General features: G+C 45.7%; 15 protein-coding genes and 5 tRNA genes. 16 read left to right on the top strand and 4 right to left on the bottom strand.

The window, feature by feature from the left end:
* Positions 1 to 27 precede the first annotated feature (27 nt).
* The 12 genes from ViNHUV68_RS12290 (at position 28) to luxS (ending at position 10,900) form a co-directional block, all read left to right on the top strand.
* Positions 28 to 104: transfer RNA gene (locus ViNHUV68_RS12290), tRNA-Arg, on the top strand.
* A gap of 65 nt (positions 105 to 169) precedes the next feature.
* Positions 170 to 246, top strand: a tRNA-Arg gene (locus ViNHUV68_RS12285).
* Between the two features lie 65 nt (positions 247 to 311).
* Positions 312 to 388, top strand: a tRNA-Arg gene (locus ViNHUV68_RS12280).
* 66 nt (positions 389 to 454) lie between these two features.
* A tRNA-Arg gene (locus ViNHUV68_RS12275) sits at positions 455 to 531 on the top strand.
* Positions 532 to 980: 449 nt separating this feature from the next.
* On the top strand, positions 981 to 1,238 hold the full coding sequence (locus tag ViNHUV68_RS12270; protein ID WP_038176123.1) for an oxaloacetate decarboxylase subunit gamma: 258 nt from the start codon (positions 981 to 983) through the stop codon (positions 1,236 to 1,238).
* Between the two features lie 31 nt (positions 1,239 to 1,269).
* Entirely contained in the window at positions 1,270 to 3,042 is a 1,773-nt protein-coding gene (gene oadA, locus ViNHUV68_RS12265; protein ID WP_391088349.1) for a sodium-extruding oxaloacetate decarboxylase subunit alpha, read from the top strand.
* 9 nt (positions 3,043 to 3,051) lie between these two features.
* Positions 3,052 to 4,182 carry a sodium ion-translocating decarboxylase subunit beta gene (locus ViNHUV68_RS12260; RefSeq protein WP_391088347.1) on the top strand — a complete coding sequence of 377 codons (1,131 nt, stop codon included), beginning with the start codon at positions 3,052 to 3,054 and terminating at the stop codon, positions 4,180 to 4,182.
* A 123-nt stretch (positions 4,183 to 4,305) separates the two neighbouring features.
* A complete protein-coding gene (locus ViNHUV68_RS12255; RefSeq protein WP_038176128.1) occupies positions 4,306 to 5,256 on the top strand; it encodes an NADP-dependent oxidoreductase in 951 nt (316 codons plus the stop codon).
* A complete protein-coding gene (locus tag ViNHUV68_RS12250; protein ID WP_038176130.1) occupies positions 5,250 to 5,711 on the top strand; it encodes a YqaA family protein in 462 nt (153 codons plus the stop codon). The genes ViNHUV68_RS12255 and ViNHUV68_RS12250 overlap by 7 nt, the downstream gene beginning before the upstream one ends.
* Before the next feature lie 9 nt (positions 5,712 to 5,720).
* Positions 5,721 to 8,579, top strand: coding sequence for an insulinase family protein (locus tag ViNHUV68_RS12245; protein ID WP_391088345.1), 2,859 nt, complete (start codon positions 5,721 to 5,723; stop codon positions 8,577 to 8,579).
* 108 nt (positions 8,580 to 8,687) lie between these two features.
* A complete protein-coding gene (gshA, locus tag ViNHUV68_RS12240) occupies positions 8,688 to 10,256 on the top strand; it encodes a glutamate--cysteine ligase (protein WP_391088343.1) in 1,569 nt (522 codons plus the stop codon).
* Between the two features lie 125 nt (positions 10,257 to 10,381).
* A complete protein-coding gene (gene luxS / locus ViNHUV68_RS12235) occupies positions 10,382 to 10,900 on the top strand; it encodes an S-ribosylhomocysteine lyase (RefSeq protein ID WP_038176134.1) in 519 nt (172 codons plus the stop codon).
* 54 nt (positions 10,901 to 10,954) lie between these two features.
* Here the strand turns inward: luxS and ViNHUV68_RS12230 are convergent, their stop codons facing one another.
* Entirely contained in the window at positions 10,955 to 11,431 is a 477-nt protein-coding gene (locus tag ViNHUV68_RS12230; protein ID WP_038176135.1) for an RDD family protein, read from the bottom strand.
* A 192-nt stretch (positions 11,432 to 11,623) separates the two neighbouring features.
* Here ViNHUV68_RS12230 and ViNHUV68_RS12225 point away from each other — a divergent pair.
* Together ViNHUV68_RS12225 and ViNHUV68_RS12220 are read left to right on the top strand one after the other, a co-directional pair.
* Positions 11,624 to 11,708 (top strand) — tRNA-Leu (locus tag ViNHUV68_RS12225).
* A 472-nt stretch (positions 11,709 to 12,180) separates the two neighbouring features.
* Positions 12,181 to 12,876 (top strand): VC0807 family protein, encoded by a 696-nt coding sequence (locus ViNHUV68_RS12220; protein WP_038176136.1) that lies wholly within the window; start codon positions 12,181 to 12,183, stop codon positions 12,874 to 12,876.
* A gap of 36 nt (positions 12,877 to 12,912) precedes the next feature.
* Here ViNHUV68_RS12220 and ViNHUV68_RS12215 read toward each other — a convergent pair whose 3' ends face one another.
* From ViNHUV68_RS12215 to ahpC, 3 genes are all read right to left on the bottom strand, one after another.
* Positions 12,913 to 14,382 (bottom strand): methyl-accepting chemotaxis protein, encoded by a 1,470-nt coding sequence (locus ViNHUV68_RS12215; protein ID WP_391088340.1) that lies wholly within the window; start codon positions 14,380 to 14,382, stop codon positions 12,913 to 12,915.
* 134 nt (positions 14,383 to 14,516) lie between these two features.
* Complete coding sequence (ahpF, locus tag ViNHUV68_RS12210) at positions 14,517 to 16,085, bottom strand: alkyl hydroperoxide reductase subunit F (protein WP_038176139.1); 1,569 nt, start codon at positions 16,083 to 16,085, stop codon at positions 14,517 to 14,519.
* A 158-nt stretch (positions 16,086 to 16,243) separates the two neighbouring features.
* Positions 16,244 to 16,801, bottom strand: coding sequence for an alkyl hydroperoxide reductase subunit C (gene ahpC / locus ViNHUV68_RS12205; RefSeq protein WP_038176141.1), 558 nt, complete (start codon positions 16,799 to 16,801; stop codon positions 16,244 to 16,246).
* Between the two features lie 235 nt (positions 16,802 to 17,036).
* Here ahpC and ViNHUV68_RS12200 point away from each other — a divergent pair, with 235 nt between their 5' ends.
* Positions 17,037 to 17,444, top strand: coding sequence for a VOC family protein (locus tag ViNHUV68_RS12200; protein ID WP_391088337.1), 408 nt, complete (start codon positions 17,037 to 17,039; stop codon positions 17,442 to 17,444).
* A gap of 124 nt (positions 17,445 to 17,568) precedes the next feature.
* Positions 17,569 to 18,831 (top strand): DUF3391 domain-containing protein, encoded by a 1,263-nt coding sequence (locus tag ViNHUV68_RS12195; RefSeq protein WP_391090318.1) that lies wholly within the window; start codon positions 17,569 to 17,571, stop codon positions 18,829 to 18,831.
* The last annotated feature ends 213 nt before the right edge of the window (positions 18,832 to 19,044 follow it).

Genomic DNA, 19,044 nt, shown 5'->3' with positions numbered 1-19,044 from the left:
TGACCATAGGTCGATATCAAAAATTGCGCGTCCTTAGCTCAGCTGGATAGAGTACCTGGCTACGAACCAGGCGGTCGGAGGTTCGAATCCTCCAGGACGCGCCACTCTTTAGGGTTTCTTTTGTATCAACAGAGATCCTGATATTGACTAACGTTGATATCGAAACTGCGCGTCCTTAGCTCAGCTGGATAGAGTACCTGGCTACGAACCAGGCGGTCGGAGGTTCGAATCCTCCAGGACGCGCCACTCTTTAGGGTTTCTTTTGTATCAACAGAGATCCTGATATTGACTAACGTTGATATCGAAACTGCGCGTCCTTAGCTCAGCTGGATAGAGTACCTGGCTACGAACCAGGCGGTCGGAGGTTCGAATCCTCCAGGACGCGCCACTCTTTAGGGTTTCTTTTGTATCAATAGCGATCCTGATATTGACTATCGTTGATATCGAAAACTGCGCGTCCTTAGCTCAGCTGGATAGAGTACCTGGCTACGAACCAGGCGGTCGGAGGTTCGAATCCTCCAGGACGCGCCACTTATTAAAAAAAAGCCCTGCTAGCAATAGCAGGGCTTTTTTGTTAACCATCTCTTAACATTTTTGAAACCTATCAATTACAAGTTATTGTTTTTCATCTCAATTTCTGAATTTTTTTAAGCCTATCGCAGTATCAGTGTGCTTTTTAGCTTAACGTCAGAAAACACACAGTTATTTGTGCTTGTTTGGCGAGATATTACAGATTTATGTGATTTGTGTGACGAATAACTCCCTAGATTTGTGCATTATCCTCAATAGCACCTTAAACAAAATTGACAAAGTTTAACCAATCGAGATAATCCTAGACCTCTTGTCAGGATTTATTGTGAGTTCTGTACATCAGAAAGCCAGATTGAGTTTGGTTCACGTTAGCGTAGCGTTTCAATAAAACATGATGTTTTTAGCTATAGCCGATGCTGTTGTCAGAATGACAAAGAAAGGATGCAAAAATGGATACAATTGGAAGCCTGCTAGTAGATGCTGCCACCCTCATGTTTACGGGGATGTCGGTGGTGTTTATTTTCCTCACTATTCTTGTTTACCTCGTTCGGTTGATGTCAAAACTGGTGCCTGAAGAAGCACCTCAGCCGATCGCGACACCTAATCAAAATAACAAAGTTCAATTACCATCTTCTGCTGTTAGCCCGCAAATCGTTGCGGCCATTTCCGCTGCGGTACACCAGTACCGTGCGTCTACCGCTAAATAGCATTTGATAGGATTAAAAGGAGTTAATGAGCATGTCTAAACCACTCGCTTTAACAGACGTGGTCCTTCGTGACGCCCATCAGTCGCTATTTGCGACTCGTATGCGTCTAGAGGATATGTTACCTATCGCAGAGGAACTGGATAAAATCGGTTACTGGTCTCTCGAAACTTGGGGCGGCGCTACGTTTGATGCCTGTATTCGATTCTTGGGTGAAGACCCATGGGAGCGTTTACGTGCCTTAAAGAAAGCAATGCCTAACACCCCAATGCAAATGTTGCTGCGTGGTCAGAATTTATTGGGCTACCGCCATTACGCCGACGATGTCGTCGAAAAGTTTGTTGAACGAGCTCATGCCAATGGTATGGATGTCTTCCGTATCTTTGATGCGATGAACGATGTACGCAATTTTGAACAAGCAGTCAAAGCCACGGTTGATGTCGGTGCGCATGCACAGGGCACTCTGTCATATACGACCAGTCCTGTACATAACACCGAGACTTGGGTGGATCTTGCCAAGCGTCTGGAAGATTTAGGCTGTCACTCACTGTGTATCAAAGATATGTCAGGACTGCTTAAGCCTTATGAAGCCGAGGAGCTGATTTCACGTATTAAGTCATCTTGTGATGTCCCACTTGCGCTTCATTGTCATGCCACTACGGGTCTATCGACGGCGACAGCGTTAAAAGCGGTAGAAGCGGGGATTGATATTCTCGATACTGCCATTTCTTCAATGAGCTGTACTTATGGCCATACGCCAACCGAAACCGTAGTAGCGATGCTGCAAGGGACCGAGCGTGATACCAACCTTAATCTCGATCAGATTGAACCGATAGCGGCTTATTTCCGTGAAGTTCGCAAGAAATACGCTAAGTTCGAAGGTCAGCTTAAAGGCGTCGATTCCCGTATCTTGATCGCTCAGGTTCCCGGTGGCATGTTGACCAATATGGAAGGGCAGCTCAAAGAGCAAGGCGCGGCTGACCGACTTGATGAAGTACTCGAAGAGATCCCTCGTGTACGTAAAGACCTCGGTTATATTCCTTTGGTGACTCCGACCTCACAGATCGTCGGGACTCAAGCGGTGATCAATGTTTTAACTGGTGAGCGCTATAAGAGCATCACCAAAGAGACCGCTGGGGTTCTTAAAGGTGAGTATGGCGTCGCGCCAGCTGAACTGAACCCTGAGCTACAAGCGAAAGTGCTCAATGGTGGTGAGGCAATTACTTGTCGTCCGGCTGACTTGCTTGATGCAGAAATGGCGATGTTGACAGACGAGCTGTTAGCGAAAGCCAAAGCAGAAGGTATCTCGTTAGCAGAAGATACTGTCGATGACGTGTTAACTTATGCACTGTTCCCACAAGTGGGCCTCAAATTCCTGAAAAATCGTCACAACCCAGAAGCGTTTGAGCCAGCTCCAGGGCTTGAAGAGCCAGTTGCAGCTGCCCCTGTCGCTCAAGGTGGAATCGAGACTTACAGCGTTAAAGTGGATGGTCAAGTGTACGATGTTGAGGTCGGCCCACAAGGTCAACTGACGTCTGTCGCGGCTTCCGCTTCAGAAGCACCACAAACTGCCTCAGTGGCGCCAGCTGGTAATTCGGAAATGGTGCCAGCACCGCTTGCAGGCAACATCTTTAAAGTCAATGTGCAAAGTGGTGTTCAAGTTGAAGAGGGTGATGTGTTATTGATCCTTGAAGCGATGAAGATGGAAACGGAAGTCCGCGCTGCTCGCGGCGGTATCGTGCAAGATCTTCACGTTAAAGAGGGTGATTCTGTCACTGTGGGCTCTCCTCTACTCAGTTTAGCGTAAGGGAGTCTCATGGAAGGATTAATGATCTTATGGTCAGAGACAGGGATCGCTAACTTTGAGTTCGGCCAGATCTGTATGATCTTCGTTGGCTGTCTATTGCTGTTTTTGGCGATTCGAAAAGGCTTTGAACCACTACTACTGTTACCGATCGGCTTTGGTGCGATCTTAGCCAATATCCCTAATGCAGGCTTTACAGACGAAGGTGGCTTGCTTTACTACGTTTATTACGTAGGGATTGAGTCGGGTATTTTCCCTCTGCTTATCTTTATGGGCGTGGGGGCAATGACCGACTTTGGTGCTTTGATTGCGAATCCGAAAACCTTGTGGCTAGGCGCTGCTGCGCAGTTTGGTATCTTTGCGACTCTGTTTGGCGCGATCTTGCTGAATTATGTTCCAGGTATGGAATTTAGCATGGCAGATGCGGCTTCGATTGCGATCATTGGTGGTGCCGATGGCCCGACGGCGATATTCCTCGCTAGTCAGTTGTCACCGGATCTACTCGGTGCAATCGCTGTTGCTGCGTACAGCTACATGGCATTAGTGCCGATTATTCAGCCGCCGATCATGAAGGCGTTGACGAGCCCTGAAGAGCGCAAGATCAAAATGGCGCAGCTGCGCCACGTTGGTAAGGCTGAGAAGATCCTTTTTCCTCTCGCCGTATTATTGATGACGATTTTGTTCCTGCCAGCAGCCACACCACTGGTCGGTATGTTCTGTCTTGGCAACCTGATGCGTGAAGCTGGTGTTGTTGAGCGTTTATCGAAAACAGCGCAAAATGAACTGATCAACATTGTCACTATCTTTTTAGGACTTGGTGTCGGCTCAAAACTGCAAGCGGAAGAGTTTCTTAATATCGAAACTTTAGGCATCTTGGCACTGGGTGCGGTCGCATTCAGTATCGGTACTGCTGGCGGTGTGTTGATGGCCAAGCTACTCAACAAGCTGTCAAAAGAAGACATCAACCCACTGATTGGTGCGGCAGGTGTCTCTGCGGTGCCAATGGCTGCCCGTGTGGTGAATAAAGTCGGTCTTGAAGCAAACCCACAAAACTTCTTGTTGATGCACGCAATGGGCCCGAATGTGGCCGGCGTACTTGGCTCAGCGGTTGCTGCGGGGGTTTTACTTGCCTTGGTTGGCTAGCTTAACGTAAATGTGAGCGGTTGATTAATTTACACTCAAGTGGTCAACACCGTGTAATAAATGGTATATATTCAAAGGGATGCTATCGCATCCCTTTTTTTATATCGATAGGGAAATGAACACATGGAAAACAAACAAATCGCAATCTCTCAATTTGGTGATCCCGACGTCCTTGTTACTCAAGTGTCACCTATTCCTGAACCTTTAGTTGGCGAAGTGGTGGTGAAAGTTCACTTCTCGGGTGTAAATCCTATCGATGTCAAAACGCGTGCTGGCTTAGGGTGGGCAGCGTCAGAAAATAAAGACAACCTCCCTTGGGTGCCCGGTTATGATATCTCTGGTGAGATAATCTCGGTGGGGTCGCAAGCTGAGCGTTTTAATATTGGTGATAAGGTGGCGGGCTTTATTGGTTTTCCATTGCAAGGTGGCGGTTATAGCCAATACCTCTCGGTGTCTGAAAGTGCGCTCAGTTTGGTCCCAAATGCGATCACACTCGAAGCGGCCGCTGCATTGCCACTCGCAGGGCAAACCGCGGTGCAAGCGTTAGACAAAGCTGGCGTTAAAGAGGGGATGCGTGTACTTATCTTAGCTGGGGCAGGCGGTGTCGGCCATATAGCGATTCAGGTTGCTATCGCGGCAAAAGCCGAAGTCTTTACCACTTGTAGCGAAGCGAACCTCGATTACATGGCGACCTTGGGCGCTCATGCAGTTAACTATAAATTTTCGCCTGTTTCTGAACGTGTCGAAGAGGCAGATGTATTGATTGACCTTGTCGGTGGAGACGCGGCACTTGATGCCTTGAACTGTTTAAAGGATGGCGGCACCGTGGTTACCGTACCTACGCTCAGTGCTGAGCTTATCTGTGAAAAAGCCAAACTACTCGGCTTTAAGGCGACAGGGATGCTGGTTGATCCTAATCCCGAACAGCTAGATGCGCTACTTTACATGGTTAGTGTTGGATTGGTGAAAACCGAGATTCAACACATCTATCCACTCGATCAGGTCGCTGAGGCCCACAAGCAAATAGAAACGGGTCATACGCGGGGCAAGATCTTACTTGATATGCAATGCTAGCAGCGTTTAACAGCGCTTTTGAATCTTTCGCTCTGTGGTTTTCTGATTCGGCACTGTGGGTTCTTTTTTTCAGTGGGTTCCTCAGTGCCACTTTACTGCCCGGCGGCTCTGAAGCGGGGTTAATCGCAACACTAAGTCTCAATCAATATGCGACTTCGACGACTATTATCGTCGCTACCGTGGGCAATACCCTCGGAGGGCTAACCAATTATTGGCTCGGTTTATGGCTACCCAATCGAACTCAGAAAGAAAAACAGGGTCATAAAGCATTATTGTGGCTCAATAAATACGGTTATTGGACGCTTCTTTTGAGTTGGTTACCCGTTATTGGGGATCCACTGTGTTTGGCGGCTGGTTGGCTGCGAATGCGTTTTTGGCCATGTTTGTGGCTCATTCTTATCGGCAAGGCGCTTCGCTACAGTGTACTGTCTGCCGTTTATTTTGGTTTTTTCTAAGGGGATGTCATGAGAAAGTTTTGGCTTGGCGCTGTTTCTCTGGTTGCACTTTATGGTTGCTCTGCAAATACGTTAACCTCAGTGCCGTTTTTTTCTTCATTGCCGACAGGCGTTACTCTGATCGAAGAGGTAGAGGCGCAATCGGGCCAGGCAATGATTCCCTATACTAAATACCAATTGGATAACGGTTTAACGGTGATCCTTTCTCCGGATGACTCCGATCCTTTGGTGCATGTTGATGTTACTTATCATGTGGGCTCGGCTCGTGAAGAGGTTGGCAAATCAGGCTTTGCTCATTTCTTTGAACATATGATGTTCCAAGGCAGCGAAAATGTTGGCGATCAACAACATTTTAAAATTATTACTGAGGCTGGGGGGACATTAAATGGCACCACCAACCGAGATCGCACCAATTACTTTGAAACCGTGCCCGCTAACCAACTTGAGAAGATGCTGTGGCTCGAGTCTGACCGAATGGGCTTTTTACTCGATGCAGTATCGCAACGTAAGTTTGAAATACAACGTGATACGGTCAAAAACGAACGTGCGCAAAATTACGATAATCGCCCTTACGGTTTAATGTGGGAAAAAATGGCTGAGGCGATGTACGCCGAAGGTCACCCATATTCATGGCAAACTATCGGCTACGTTGAAGATTTAGATCGCGTCGACGTGAATGATCTTAAAGCCTTTTTCTTACGTTGGTACGGACCGAACAACGCGGTACTGACGATTGGTGGTGATATTGATGTTGAGCAAACGCTTGAATGGATTAACCAGTATTTTGGTTCTATTCCAACAGGACCGGCGGTAGAACAAGCACCTAAACAGCCAGCGACCCTAAACCAAGACCGCTATGTAACGCTTGAAGATCGAATTCAACAACCAATGCTACTGATGGGCTGGCCGACGGTATACAACGGTGCAGAGCAGCAAGCGTCATTGAATGCGTTGGCGAATGTACTTGGCAGTGGCGCGAATAGCTTGCTCTATCAAAAGTTGGTCAAAACTCAGAAAGCGGTCGATGCTGGTGCATTTCAAGATTGTGCCGAGTTAGCGTGTACCTTCTATGTGTACGCCATGGCGCCATCAGGTGAACAAGGCGCGCTGCAACCGCTTTATCAAGAACTACTGCAGACACTCAATGAATTTGAAGCGCAAGGCGTCGATAAGCCACGTCTTGAACAAATCAGTGGCATGGCAGAAGCCAATGCGGTTTTCGCCTTGCAAAGTGTGCGCGGTAAAGTCTCTCAGCTTGCCTCTAACGAGACCTTTTTTGCACAGCCCGACCGTATTCAATCGCAACTAGAACAAATTCGTGCGGTTACTCCAGACTCGGTTATGGCAGCTTATAAGCAGTTTCTCAACGGTCATCACAAAGTGACCTTGAGTGTGGTTCCTAAAGGACGAACCGAACTCGCTGCGGCGCCAGCAGATTTTGTTACACCACAACGCACACTCCCTGAATATCAAAAAATTACTGATGATCAACTTTCTTATCCCAAAGCGATAGATGACTTTGACCGCTCGGTGATGCCAGAAGTTGCGCAAGCGGTTAAAGCGGAGATGCCAGACTTATATCGACTCTACTTCGATAATGGCGCTGAAGTGTTAGGCACGGTCAGTTCTGAAACGCCAACCGTACAGATCGAAATACGTCTTCCAGCGGGTGAGCGTTATGTGGAGAAAGGGAAAGAAGGGCTAGCGAACTTAACCGCAGCCATGATGGAGGAAGCGACGCTTGAGTCGAGTTTGGAGCAGATCCAAGCACGCTTAGATACGTTAGGCAGTAGTGTCTCGGTAAGCGCTGGTAACTACACCACCACGTTATCGGTGTCTAGCCTTGAAAAGCACCTTGCTGAGACGCTTGATATTGTTGAAGAGATGTTGTTTAAGCCCGCTTTTCGTCAGCAAGATTTTGACCGTTTACAGAAGCAGATGCTAGAAGGGTTGGTTTATCAACATCAGCAACCAAGCTGGTTAGCGTCTCAAGCGACTAGGCAGGTGCTGTTTGCCAATACGATTTACCAGCGTTCCAATGATGGTACCGAGTCGTCGGTTTCACAGTTAACGCTACAAGATGTTAAGCAGTTTTATAAGCGTCATTACACACCGCAAGGGGCGCAAATCGTAGTAGTGGGTGATATTACTAAGCGCCAGATCCAGCAGCAATTACACTTTATTGAACAATGGAAAGGTAAGGTTGCGCCTTTACTTCGTCCGCAATCTGTCCCCTTGTTACCAGCGCAAAAGATTTACTTGATTGATAAGCCTAGCGCACCGCAAAGTGTGGTACGCATGGTTCGCCAAGGTTTGCCTTTTGATGCGACAGGGGAAGTGTACTTGACTCAGTTGGCCAACTTTAATTTGGCAGGAAACTTTAATAGCCGTATCAATCAGAACTTGCGTGAAGACAAAGGTTATACCTATGGTGCGAGCGGTTATTTGGCCTCCAATCGTGAGGTGGGTGCGATTGTATTCTCTGCGCAAGTTCGTGCGGATGCGACCGTTCCCGCTGTGATTGAGATGCAAAAAGAGCTTTCACAATACAGTCAAAATGGGATGACAGAAGAAGAGATGAAATTTTTGCGTTTGGCGGTCGGTCAACAAGATGCGTTAAAGTATGAAACGCCTTCACAGAAAGCGGGGCTACTCGGTAGTATCCTTGCTTATAGTTTGGATGAAGATTACCTCAAGCAACGAAACGAAATTGTTGAGACGGTAGACCAAGAGACACTAAATCAGTTAGCGAGTAAGTGGTTTAATCCTGATGACTACCAAATTATCGTTGTTGGTGATGCCAAAAGCTTAAAGCCTCAACTAGAAAGTTTACAGATTCCGATAGAAGAGCTTGAAATCATCCGTTAGAGTACACATAACGTAGTGCATAGCTTAAGGGTGATGTTAGTCACCCTTTATAAATTGTTTAGCCAGTTTGGTAGTGATACCAAACCTCTGATATAAGCGAACCTCATTTTGACTGATTTTGCTGCGCGACTAGAGCGAGTTGCACAAAACCCAGATGTATTTAAGAGTTTTGGACGAGGCGTAGAACGTGAAACTTTGCGCTACCACCAAGATGGTTACCTAGCAACAACGCCCCATCCAAGTGAGTTAGGATCGGCTTATGCCAACAATTGGATAACGACCGATTTTTCAGAGTCGTTGCTCGAATTTATTACCCCTGTCTCGCATGAGATCTCAACGCTTACCGCACAGCTCGAAGACATCCATCACTTTACCCAAACTAAGTTGGGTCAGGAAAAAATGTGGCCACTATCGATGCCGTGTTATGTGGGGAGTGAAGATGATATTAATCTCGCGCAATACGGCAGTTCTAACTCAGGTAAAATGAAAACGCTTTACCGTGAAGGCTTGAAACGCCGCTACGGTAGCTTGATGCAAATTATCTCTGGTGTGCATTTCAACTTTTCGTTTCCAGAGTCGTTCTGGCAACAACTGTTTGGTGAGCAAAACGAACGTGAACGTCAAGAGAGTAAGTCCCAAGCCTATTTTGGTTTGATTCGAAATTACTATCGCTTTGGTTGGCTGATCCCATACTTCTTTGGCGCTTCACCGGCACTGTGTTCCTCGTTTATTCAAGGGCGTGAGACAAAGCTGCCATTTGAATCGATTGGCGGCACCTTGTATTTGCCATACGCGACATCATTACGCATGAGTGATCTGGGTTACACCAACAGTGCGCAAAGTTCGCTAAAAATTGGTTTCAACAGCTTGGCTGAGTATCTAGATGGTCTCAACGCTGCCATCCGTACGCCTTCACAAGAGTTTGCTAAAATTGGCGTTAAAGTGGATGGCGAATATCGCCAGCTCAACAGTAACGTTTTACAGATTGAAAATGAGCTTTATGCGCCGATTCGACCAAAGCGTGTGGCTAAATCGGGTGAGAAACCCTCAGAAGCGTTAGCGCGCGGTGGGGTGGAATATATCGAAGTGCGTGCTTTGGATGTGAACCCGTACAGCCCGGTCGGAATTACCGAAGAGCAGGTTCGATTCTTAGATCTTTTCTTAGCTTGGGCTACGTTGAGCGATTCAGAGCCGATGGATTACTGCGAGCAATCCTGTTGGCGTGAAAATTGGAACAAGGTCATTGTAGAAGGGCGTAAGCCGGGGCTAGAGCTGCAAATCGGCTGTAAGGGTGAAGTGTTGACGCTACAGGCGTGGGCAAAACGTGTCTTTGTGGAAATCGCACAAATTGCTGAGCGTATGGATAAAGCGCAAGGTGGCTATGCTTATCAAGAAGTGTGCGAAAAACTACTGACCTGGATTGATAACCCACAATTGACCATTTCAGCCCAGTTACTCGAAGACACCAAACGCTTAGGTGGATTAGGCAAAGTCGGTTGCACGTTCGGTAATCAGTATCGTCTGCAACATCTTGACCATCAATATCGTATTTACAGTGCTGAGGTGATGGAGCAAGAGGTTGAACGTTCTCGTGTGGCTCAGGCAGAAGCGGAAGCGGCCGATACACTCAGCTTTGATGACTTCCTCGATAACTATTTCACCTACTTAAAAGCATAGCAGCGCTTACCCAGCAAATAGAGCGTTAACAAGGAATAGCGGTTTACCACATACTTGGTGTAAACCGCACAATAATAGCAAGCAAATGAGACAGCCCGCATGGGTTGGAACAATGGAGAGGGACAATGCCGTTATTAGATAGTTTTACCGTTGATCATACAAGAATGAATGCACCTGCAGTTCGTGTTGCCAAAACCATGACAACGCCAAAGGGGGATACCATTACGGTGTTTGATCTTCGCTTTACTGCGCCAAATAAAGATATTTTATCTGAAAGAGGGATTCATACACTTGAGCACCTCTATGCTGGCTTTATGCGTAATCACCTAAACAGTAATGATGTTGAAATCATTGATATCTCACCGATGGGCTGTCGTACTGGATTTTATATGAGCCTAATCGGTACACCTCAAGAGCAGCAAGTGGCAGACGCTTGGTTAGCGGCGATGAAAGATGTACTTAAAGTGGAAAGCCAAAATAAAATCCCAGAACTCAACGAGTATCAATGTGGTACGGCAGAGATGCACTCGCTTGATGAAGCTAAGCAAATTGCTGAGGCGATTTTAGCGGCAGGTATTTCAGTCAATAAAAACGATGAGCTTGCACTTCCAGAAGCGATGTTAAAAGAGCTTAAAATCGACTAGTTACATCGGTAAATAAGCAAGGAAGGGATGATTACCCTTCCTTTTTTTTGCATGTTAATTTGCTTGGGGTAATACCACGACTTCGGTTTTCGCCCAAATATCGTGGAAGCCACGCTTTTTCGGGTCTAGTGGTACGGTTAAGTTGGCCAAGCCAAATCCCGAAGTACCAATACGAATCAGTGCCTGAGTGACTGAAATGGCACTGCCGTTAGGGTTACGCAGTTGTAATTTCCACGCTCGCATTCCTAACGTTTGACCTGCGCGAGTCCAGAAAAAAACGAAGAAGTAGATCCAAACAAAAGCAAGATAAGCGGTATAAATCGGGCTCCAAATAGGATGGCTAGTGAGAAAGTCACTCACATCTGCGTAGCTGCCGACACTAAATATCCCCATCGCCATTAAAGCGTGCAGTATGGCAACCACCACTCCTGCCGCCATCATCTCGACGGCAATAATAATTAATCCATCATAAAAAAGTGCACCTAAGCGGCGTAATAGGCCTGCTGGTGGTAAAGAGTCAATCGTTGACATAAAAGTTGCTCACCCAAAGTAAAATAAGGCGAAAGAATATAGTCTCTTTTTCAATCTGAAAAGAGACCTTGCGCACAGCTTATCGATTTGTGGCGATTTTATCAGCAAACGACAATTAATTCAGTCTTTTGCACTTGCACGAATGCCTCGCATACGTATAATGCCAATCATCAAAGGGCAAAGCCCCAAGATGCCGGTGTGGTGAAATTGGTATACACGACGGATTCAAAATCCGTTGCCTTCGGGCGTGGCGGTTCAAGTCCGCCCACCGGTACCATACATAGAAAGGTCGCTTTTATAGCGGCCTTTCGTCGTTTTAGGGCTAAGCAAATCGATTCTTTTATGGTGAGGACCGGAGTGCTTGTTCAATCTTCCGTTTATCACAACTTACTCAACCTCGAGAATCGTGGTTCTACTTGCTGCTAATGTCCGTAGTATTGACGCGTTATAAGCTAGCGCTCGTTTACCCAACTCACCTTCCTCAACAGGGCAAGTTATATATCTAAGTACACGATAAATAGTCAGTTTAAACTGATTCTGTCATGGGGTAGCGTACTGTTTTGTCACCGTATTTACTTTGTTCAGCTATAAATTTGACTCGACGAAGATGAGGCTAAACTCTTCTGTCTTCGTTTGTGATCTGTCACAAGTCGTTACACTGAGTAGGGTAGTGGGGCTTTACATCTTGTCTGAGTAAAGGAACAATCCGGTCTGTAGCCTAAATCAAATGGCCTTTAAATTGGATGATTATGAGTAACACTGCAACGAAAAAAAATAACCCTTTGTTTGAGGTTGTCTTCAACGTCTTCTTACCTTCGATCATTTTGATGAAGCTCAGTGGTGATGAGTACCTAGGAACCGTAATGGCACTGACTGTGGCGTTGGCTTTCCCAGCAGGTTATGGTGCGATGGAGCTGATTCGTCATAAGAAGTTCAACTTTATCGCAGCATTAGGATTCATCAGTGTGTTGTTAACAGGCGGTATTGGTTTATTTGAGCTTGATACGCGTTGGTTAGCATTAAAAGAAGCTTTGATCCCGGGTTTGATTGGCATCGCTGTGCTGGTCTCGACTTATACGCGCTACCCAATCGTCAAAAAAATGCTTTTCAACGATACGGTATTAAACCTTGCGTTGATTCAACAGCGTTTATCAGAGGCGGGCAATGAGGGTAATTTTGAACGCTGTTTGACGATCTCAAATTACCTGTTTGCGAGTACTTTTATCTTTTCATCAGCGATGAACTATTTTCTCGCCACTTGGATCGTCACTAGCCCGGCGGGTACTGCAGAGTTCAACGAGCAACTAGGTAAATTGACGCTGTACAGCTACCCGATGATTGCGATTCCTAGTATGTTGATGATGATTGGTATTTTCTATTACGTTTGGCGTCAAGTGCGCAAAATGACTGGTCTCGAAACCGAACAAATCTTTCACCTCAAATAATCATAAAATGCCCCGCCGACATAGCGGGGCATTTTATTAGGTGATCTTAAAGCGTTGGCTGAGTTGTGACAGACTTTCCGTCGACTGAGCAAGTGCGGTGATCGAAGTATTCTGAGCATCAGATTGTTGAGCAATAACCGAGCTCGATTGGGACACTTCAGACATGTTGTGTTGTAGTCCTTCTAGTGATTGATGTTGCTCAGAGACTGAGTTAGCCACTTGTTCAATTTGTTGATTCACCGTAAGTACATGGCGGGATATATTTTCAGTGGTGCTGATAATGCTTTCTACTGCTTGATAGACGTGTTGCGAAAACTCGGTCATGTCATCGATATTGCCAGAAGAAAGTTTGATCGCCTGCTCAAGTTGACTCAACGATGAACCGATCTCTTCTACACTGCTGTTAGTGCGATTGGCCAGTTGCCTTACTTCATCTGCAACCACAGCAAACCCTCTCCCTGCCTCTCCAGCTCGCGCGGCTTCAATCGAAGCGTTGAGTGCTAACAGATTGGTTTGTTGAGAGATGCTAGTGATGGCTTCAAGAATTTTATGAATGCTATCGGCGTTGCTGACCACTTGAGTAATGTTGCCTTGGGTTTGCTCAACAATATTGTTCATCCGTTGCAAGCGGCTTTTGCATTGCTCCGATTCTTCAATTGCTTCAACACAAAGATCGGCAGAGGTTTGTGCGCCTTGATGACATTGTTGAGTTGTTTGCGCCACGTCGGCAAAAGAGTGACTTATCTCTGAGACCGTTAATGACACTTGCTGAATGGTTTCGCTATTGCGAGAAATTTCCCCATCAATATTGGCAGTTTTGTCGATAAACGTTTCCGAGACTTGAGTCAGCTCTTGCACCGCTTGGCGTTGAATGCGTGCGGTTTGTTGCAATTGGAGAATAATCTGATTGAAGCGTTGATAAAATGGGTCGCGATCTTCTAATTCTACATCAAGGTTAAATGAGGACTGCTGGACTACTTGACCCACAGTATGATTAACATACGCCAGCCTTTGTAAATTTCTATTCAGGTTGATGCACGCATAGATCGAAATAGAAGCTTGGAAAATGGCATACAAACAGTGCTCAATGACCATCATGAAACTGCTGTTCGGCGGAAAGATATAAACGCCGTAACCTGAGCTTTGTAACCAAAAAAACATAACATGATGCACGGCTGCGGCAACAAGCGCGTGTAGTACCATCAACCAGTCGTTAAACAACATCATCAAAGCGAGCAGAATAAAGACCTCGAAATGAAGCATGATATCTCCAGAGGCTTGATCTATGTGTAGGGCGACAAAGCCATAGATGAGGTATGGCAGCAGGTAGCGAGCGTGGTGAAATTGGTTAACGATCAATACTGCAGCAAACAGAGCCGCGGTGATCACAAGGTCGATGGTTGAAAAGCCGTACCTAAAGAAATAGACCACTGATAGCACCACCAATGGGATTGTGATTACCAACGTCTTTTGCGTAAAAGACAATTCTTGGTCGAGTTTGAGCATAGTAGTTTCCGCTTATTTGTCTGTGGTACTTTTGGGATGGGAAAAATAGACAAAAACCAACAATCACAGATTGTTGGTTTTAAGTTTAGTGCATAGACAGTAATTTAGTACTTAAGTTGTCGTCACATGGATCACTAGTTTTGTTTGCGAATCAGGTAATCAAAGGCGCCTAAGCTTGCTTTTGCCCCTTCACCCATCGCGATAATGATCTGTTTATAAGGTACGGTGGTTGCATCGCCAGCGGCAAATACACCCTCTAGGCTTGTTTCGCCATGGTGACCAACTTCGATCTCTCCGCGCTGTGACAGTTTGACGTCAGAATCTTTGAGCCATTCTGTGTTTGGCACTAAACCGATTTGAACAAAGATACCTGACAGTTCAATTTGTTTGATTTCATCTGTGTTGCGGTCTTTGTATTTCAAACTAGTTACGCGTTTGCCATCACCAACCACTTCAGTAGTTTGAGCCATTGTGATGATGTCTACATTTGGTAGTGAGTTGGCTTTATCAATCAGTACTTGGTCTGCGCGCAGTACATCAGCAAACTCAAGAACCGTTACGTGCTCAACGATACCAGCTAGGTCAATAGCCGCTTCGATACCTGAGTTACCTCCGCCGATAACGGCAGTTTTTTTGCCTTTGAATAGAGGACCGTCACAGTGTGGGCAGTAAGCCACGCCTTTGTTGCGGTACTCTTGCTCACCCGGAACGTTCATTTCACGCCAGCGTGCACCTGGGCTTAGGATGACACTCTTACTTTTCAGCGTTGCGCCACTTTCAAGTTGAATGTGGATCAAACCATCATCAGTGTGGGCTGCGCCCATTAGCTTATTGGCTTGCTGCTCAGTCACGACATCTACTTCGTATTCTTTTAGGTGCTCGGCGAGATCGGTTGCCAGTTTTGGGCCTTCAGTGCGCTTTACCGAGATGAAATTCTCAATTGCCATCGTGTCCATCACCTGACCACCAAAGCGTTTTGCTACTATACCGGTGCGAATACCTTTACGAGCGGCGTATAGTGCTGCAGCGCTACCACCAGGACCACCACCAACAACAAGTACATCGTATGGAGCTTTTTCATTCAGTGTTTTCGCTGCTTTCTCACTCGCACTGTCATCCACTTTGTTTAGAATTTCAGTTAAAGACATACGGCCTTGGCCAAAGAGCTCGCCGTTCACGAATACGCTTGGTACTGCCATGATCTCGCGTTGCTTCACTTCATCTTGGAACAGTGCACCGTCGATCATGGTTGCTTTTACTTTCGGGTTGATTGCCGCCATCATGTTGAAGGCTTGCACCACGTCAGGACAGTTCTGACACGACAGAGAAATAAAGACTTCTACCTCTAGCTCTTTGTCTAGTGCTGCGATTTGCTTGATCACTTCCGGCTCTAGTTTGATTGGATGGCCGCCAGAGTGGAGTAGCGCAAGAACCAACGAGGTAAACTCGTGTCCCATTGGCAGGCCAGCAAATCTAAGCGCTGTGCTCTTACTCGGGTTAGACACCGTCATTACTGGCTTACGCTTACTTGCTGAGTCGTCACGAACCACGGTGATAAAGTCACTCAGCTCTGCAATTTGGTTGGCAAGCGATAGGATGTCATTTGACGCTTTGCTTTCATCTAGGCTAACCACTAGACGAACATCTTCTTTTACGTTGGCTAGATATTGTTTTAGTTGTTGTTCAATAGCTTGGTCTAGCATGGGTTACATACCTTTTAATGATTATGCTGGATAAAAACAATTGAGGAGAGAGCAAACCAGGCCGAAGGTCGTCAAGGTATCTAACCTGGAATGCTCTCTTATTTAGACGCTAAGCTAGCTAGGAACTCAATGCGCGCTTAGCGTGTACAATCAGTGGCTTAGATTTTGCCAACTAGGTCTAGTGATGGTGCGAGCGTCTCTTCGCCTTCTTTCCATTTCGCAGGGCAAACTTCACCTGGATGCGCTGCTACATATTGAGCGGCTTTCACTTTACGTAGTAAGTCTTCTGCGTCACGACCGATACCTTCAGCAGTGATTTCCATTGCTTGGATAGTACCTTCTGGGTCGATTAGGAAAGTTGCACGGTCTGCAAGACCTTGACCTTCACGCATCACACCGAAGTTGTTTGTGATGTTGCCTGTTTGGTCGCCAAGCATGTAGTAGTTGATCTTACCGATGGTATCTGAGCTGTCGTGCCACGCTTTATGAGTGAAGTGAGTATCGGTTGATACTGAGTACACTTCTACGCCACGTTTTTGTAGCTCTTCGTAGTGGTCCGCTAGGTCACCTAGTTCAGTAGGACAGACGAAGGTAAAGTCTGCTGGGTAAAAGAAGAATACCGCCCATTTACCCAAAACATCTTGTTCTGTTACTTCAACAAACTCGCCGTTTTTGAATGCTGTTGCGCTAAATGGTTTGATTTTCGTGTTAATCATCTCGTTACTTTCCTTTTAAATTATTGGATGAGCAATGTTCGTTGCTTTCGGAAAGTATATTCACATGCACGCTAGATTAAATAAAATTGCTTGTATCAATCCTATTGATAGTCAAATCCTATTGATCTGTATTGTTAACGTCAAGGATCTCACTTGAAGACTCTTTTTTATTTATTTTTCCGCAGGTTACGAAGTTGTCGTCTATCTTTATAAAAATAACTAATGGACGATATCTATGTATCAAGTGACACCGTATCTGTTTTTTTCTGGCCGCTGTGAAGAGGCACTTAGCTTTTATCAACAATGTTTTGGGGGTGTTGTGCTGTCGAAACAATATTTTAAAGATGCGCCTCAACGCATTGAGGGGGCAGAACCAAACTGGATTATGCACGCGGAGTTTGAAGCATTTGGCATGAAGTTGATGTTATCGGATGGGGTTGTGGCTCGTGAGTTAAGTGGTAACAATATCTCGTTGGCGGTTGTGTTGGACAATCTTGATGAACAAGCGCGCTTGTACGATAAGCTTTCTACGGGCGGGCATATCATGATGCCGCTAGCCGATGCTTTTTGGGGCGGACGCTTTGGCAAGGTTGAAGATCAGTTCGGCGTTCGTTGGATGCTGCACTGTGAACTCGTCAAGTAATACAATCTAGTAAAGCTATTGCTACAGTTTATCGAGTTCTCAATAGTAAACATCTATGGTGAATTTAAACTCACCTTCATCTAGAATTACCCATCAGTTTATTTATCAAAGTTGTATTAAGTTCGTGGCGAGTATCAAAATAACAGTAGATAGGTTGCAACCAGGCTTGCATATTCGACTTCCAGTAAAATGGAACGATCATCCATTTCTGTTTAATAGCTTTAAGATTAAAGACCAAGAGCAGATCCTAATGATTCGTCACTTAGGCATCAAGCATGTGTTTATTAATCCTGCCCAAAGTGATACTCAACCGTTACCACCTAATGATGATGGGGCCCGCAAAGCCGACGAACAAGGTAAAGAAGAACAGATTGATTTGGAAGCGCAAAAGCTTTGGAAAGAAAAGCAAGACCGAATAGAAAAGCTCAATGCTTATCGACGTCGAGTGATCAGTTGTGAGAAAGAGTTTGAACGTTCCTTATCAAGAATGCGCGCAGTGATGAACAAAATTCGCAGTCGTCCAGAGCAGGCGGTTGATGAAGCAACGTTATTGGTCAATGACATTGTTGATAAATTAATGAGTGATGATAACGTCACGCTGCATTTAATGAATGGCAAAAGTGAATTTGAAGATATCTATTTTCACTCATTGAATGTGTCTGTAGTTGCGATGATGGTTGCGAAAGCGAAAAAGCTCGATGCCAATAAGATAAAAGAAGTCGCGTTTGCGGCGTTGTTTCATGATATGGGCAAGGTGAAGATACCTACAGCGATATTACGTAAACAAACACGGCTAACTGAACCTGAAACTAATTATCTTAAACTGCACACTAAATATGGGCTTGATATCGCGGCCAATATGAATTGCTTTCCAGAAAGTGCTCGCACCGTTATTGCTCAGCATCATGAGATGAATGATGGGTCTGGTTATCCAGATGGCTTAAAGGAAGAGCAAATTGATGAATTGACACAAATTATTTCGGTCGCCAACGCCTACGATAATTTGTGCCACAGTAATGTACCGTCCGAACAGAAAATACCTTATGTTGCACTCTCTCATCTATATAAGAACTGCAAACATCTCTATAACCACGAAAATCTCGGCCTATTGATCAAGTTTATGGGCATCTACCCGCCAGGCACGGTGGTTCAGTTGTCGAATGATATGGTGGGGTTGGTCATTTCAGTTAATGCGAAAAACATTCTTTTCCCAAACGTGCTTATTTACGATCCCTCTGTTCCGAGGACACAGGCTCCTATCATTGACTTAGCAGAAAAAGAAATAAAGATAGTGAACGCTATCTTACCTAATAAGCTGCCTGATAAAGTGCGTGAATACCTCAACCCGCGCTCTAGGGTTTCATACTTTTTTGATTCCGATGAGTAGTTATCCACAGCGAGTGGTGGATAAAGCCTGAGTAAGCTGAGAGTAAAGTGGGTGTAAAACAGTGTCTGATTAATTACTGTTCGGTTGGGTGTTTTTTACAGAAAAACTGCATTATTTTTCTTGCCTTCCAAATCGAACTCCCTATAATGCGCATCCACTGACACGGCAGACGCCACAAGGCTTCAGCAATGTTAGGTGAGGTAAAAAGTTCTG

Source organism: Vibrio sp. NH-UV-68, assembly GCF_042940635.1.
Taxonomy (GTDB): domain Bacteria; phylum Pseudomonadota; class Gammaproteobacteria; order Enterobacterales; family Vibrionaceae; genus Vibrio; species Vibrio pacinii.
This window is presented reverse-complemented; position numbering and strand designations above follow the sequence as displayed.

Coding starts and splice junctions, on each gene's coding strand:
- ViNHUV68_RS12270 (WP_038176123.1), top strand. CDS start 981: ATGGATACAATTGGAAGCCTGCTAGTAGATGCTGCCACCCTCATGTTT.
- oadA (WP_391088349.1), top strand. CDS start 1,270: ATGTCTAAACCACTCGCTTTAACAGACGTGGTCCTTCGTGACGCCCAT.
- ViNHUV68_RS12260 (WP_391088347.1), top strand. CDS start 3,052: ATGGAAGGATTAATGATCTTATGGTCAGAGACAGGGATCGCTAACTTT.
- ViNHUV68_RS12255 (WP_038176128.1), top strand. CDS start 4,306: ATGGAAAACAAACAAATCGCAATCTCTCAATTTGGTGATCCCGACGTC.
- ViNHUV68_RS12250 (WP_038176130.1), top strand. CDS start 5,250: ATGCTAGCAGCGTTTAACAGCGCTTTTGAATCTTTCGCTCTGTGGTTT.
- ViNHUV68_RS12245 (WP_391088345.1), top strand. CDS start 5,721: ATGAGAAAGTTTTGGCTTGGCGCTGTTTCTCTGGTTGCACTTTATGGT.
- luxS (WP_038176134.1), top strand. CDS start 10,382: ATGCCGTTATTAGATAGTTTTACCGTTGATCATACAAGAATGAATGCA.
- ViNHUV68_RS12230 (WP_038176135.1), bottom strand. CDS start 11,431: ATGTCAACGATTGACTCTTTACCACCAGCAGGCCTATTACGCCGCTTA.
- ViNHUV68_RS12220 (WP_038176136.1), top strand. CDS start 12,181: ATGAGTAACACTGCAACGAAAAAAAATAACCCTTTGTTTGAGGTTGTC.
- ViNHUV68_RS12215 (WP_391088340.1), bottom strand. CDS start 14,382: ATGCTCAAACTCGACCAAGAATTGTCTTTTACGCAAAAGACGTTGGTA.
- ahpF (WP_038176139.1), bottom strand. CDS start 16,085: ATGCTAGACCAAGCTATTGAACAACAACTAAAACAATATCTAGCCAAC.
- ahpC (WP_038176141.1), bottom strand. CDS start 16,801: ATGATTAACACGAAAATCAAACCATTTAGCGCAACAGCATTCAAAAAC.
- ViNHUV68_RS12200 (WP_391088337.1), top strand. CDS start 17,037: ATGTATCAAGTGACACCGTATCTGTTTTTTTCTGGCCGCTGTGAAGAG.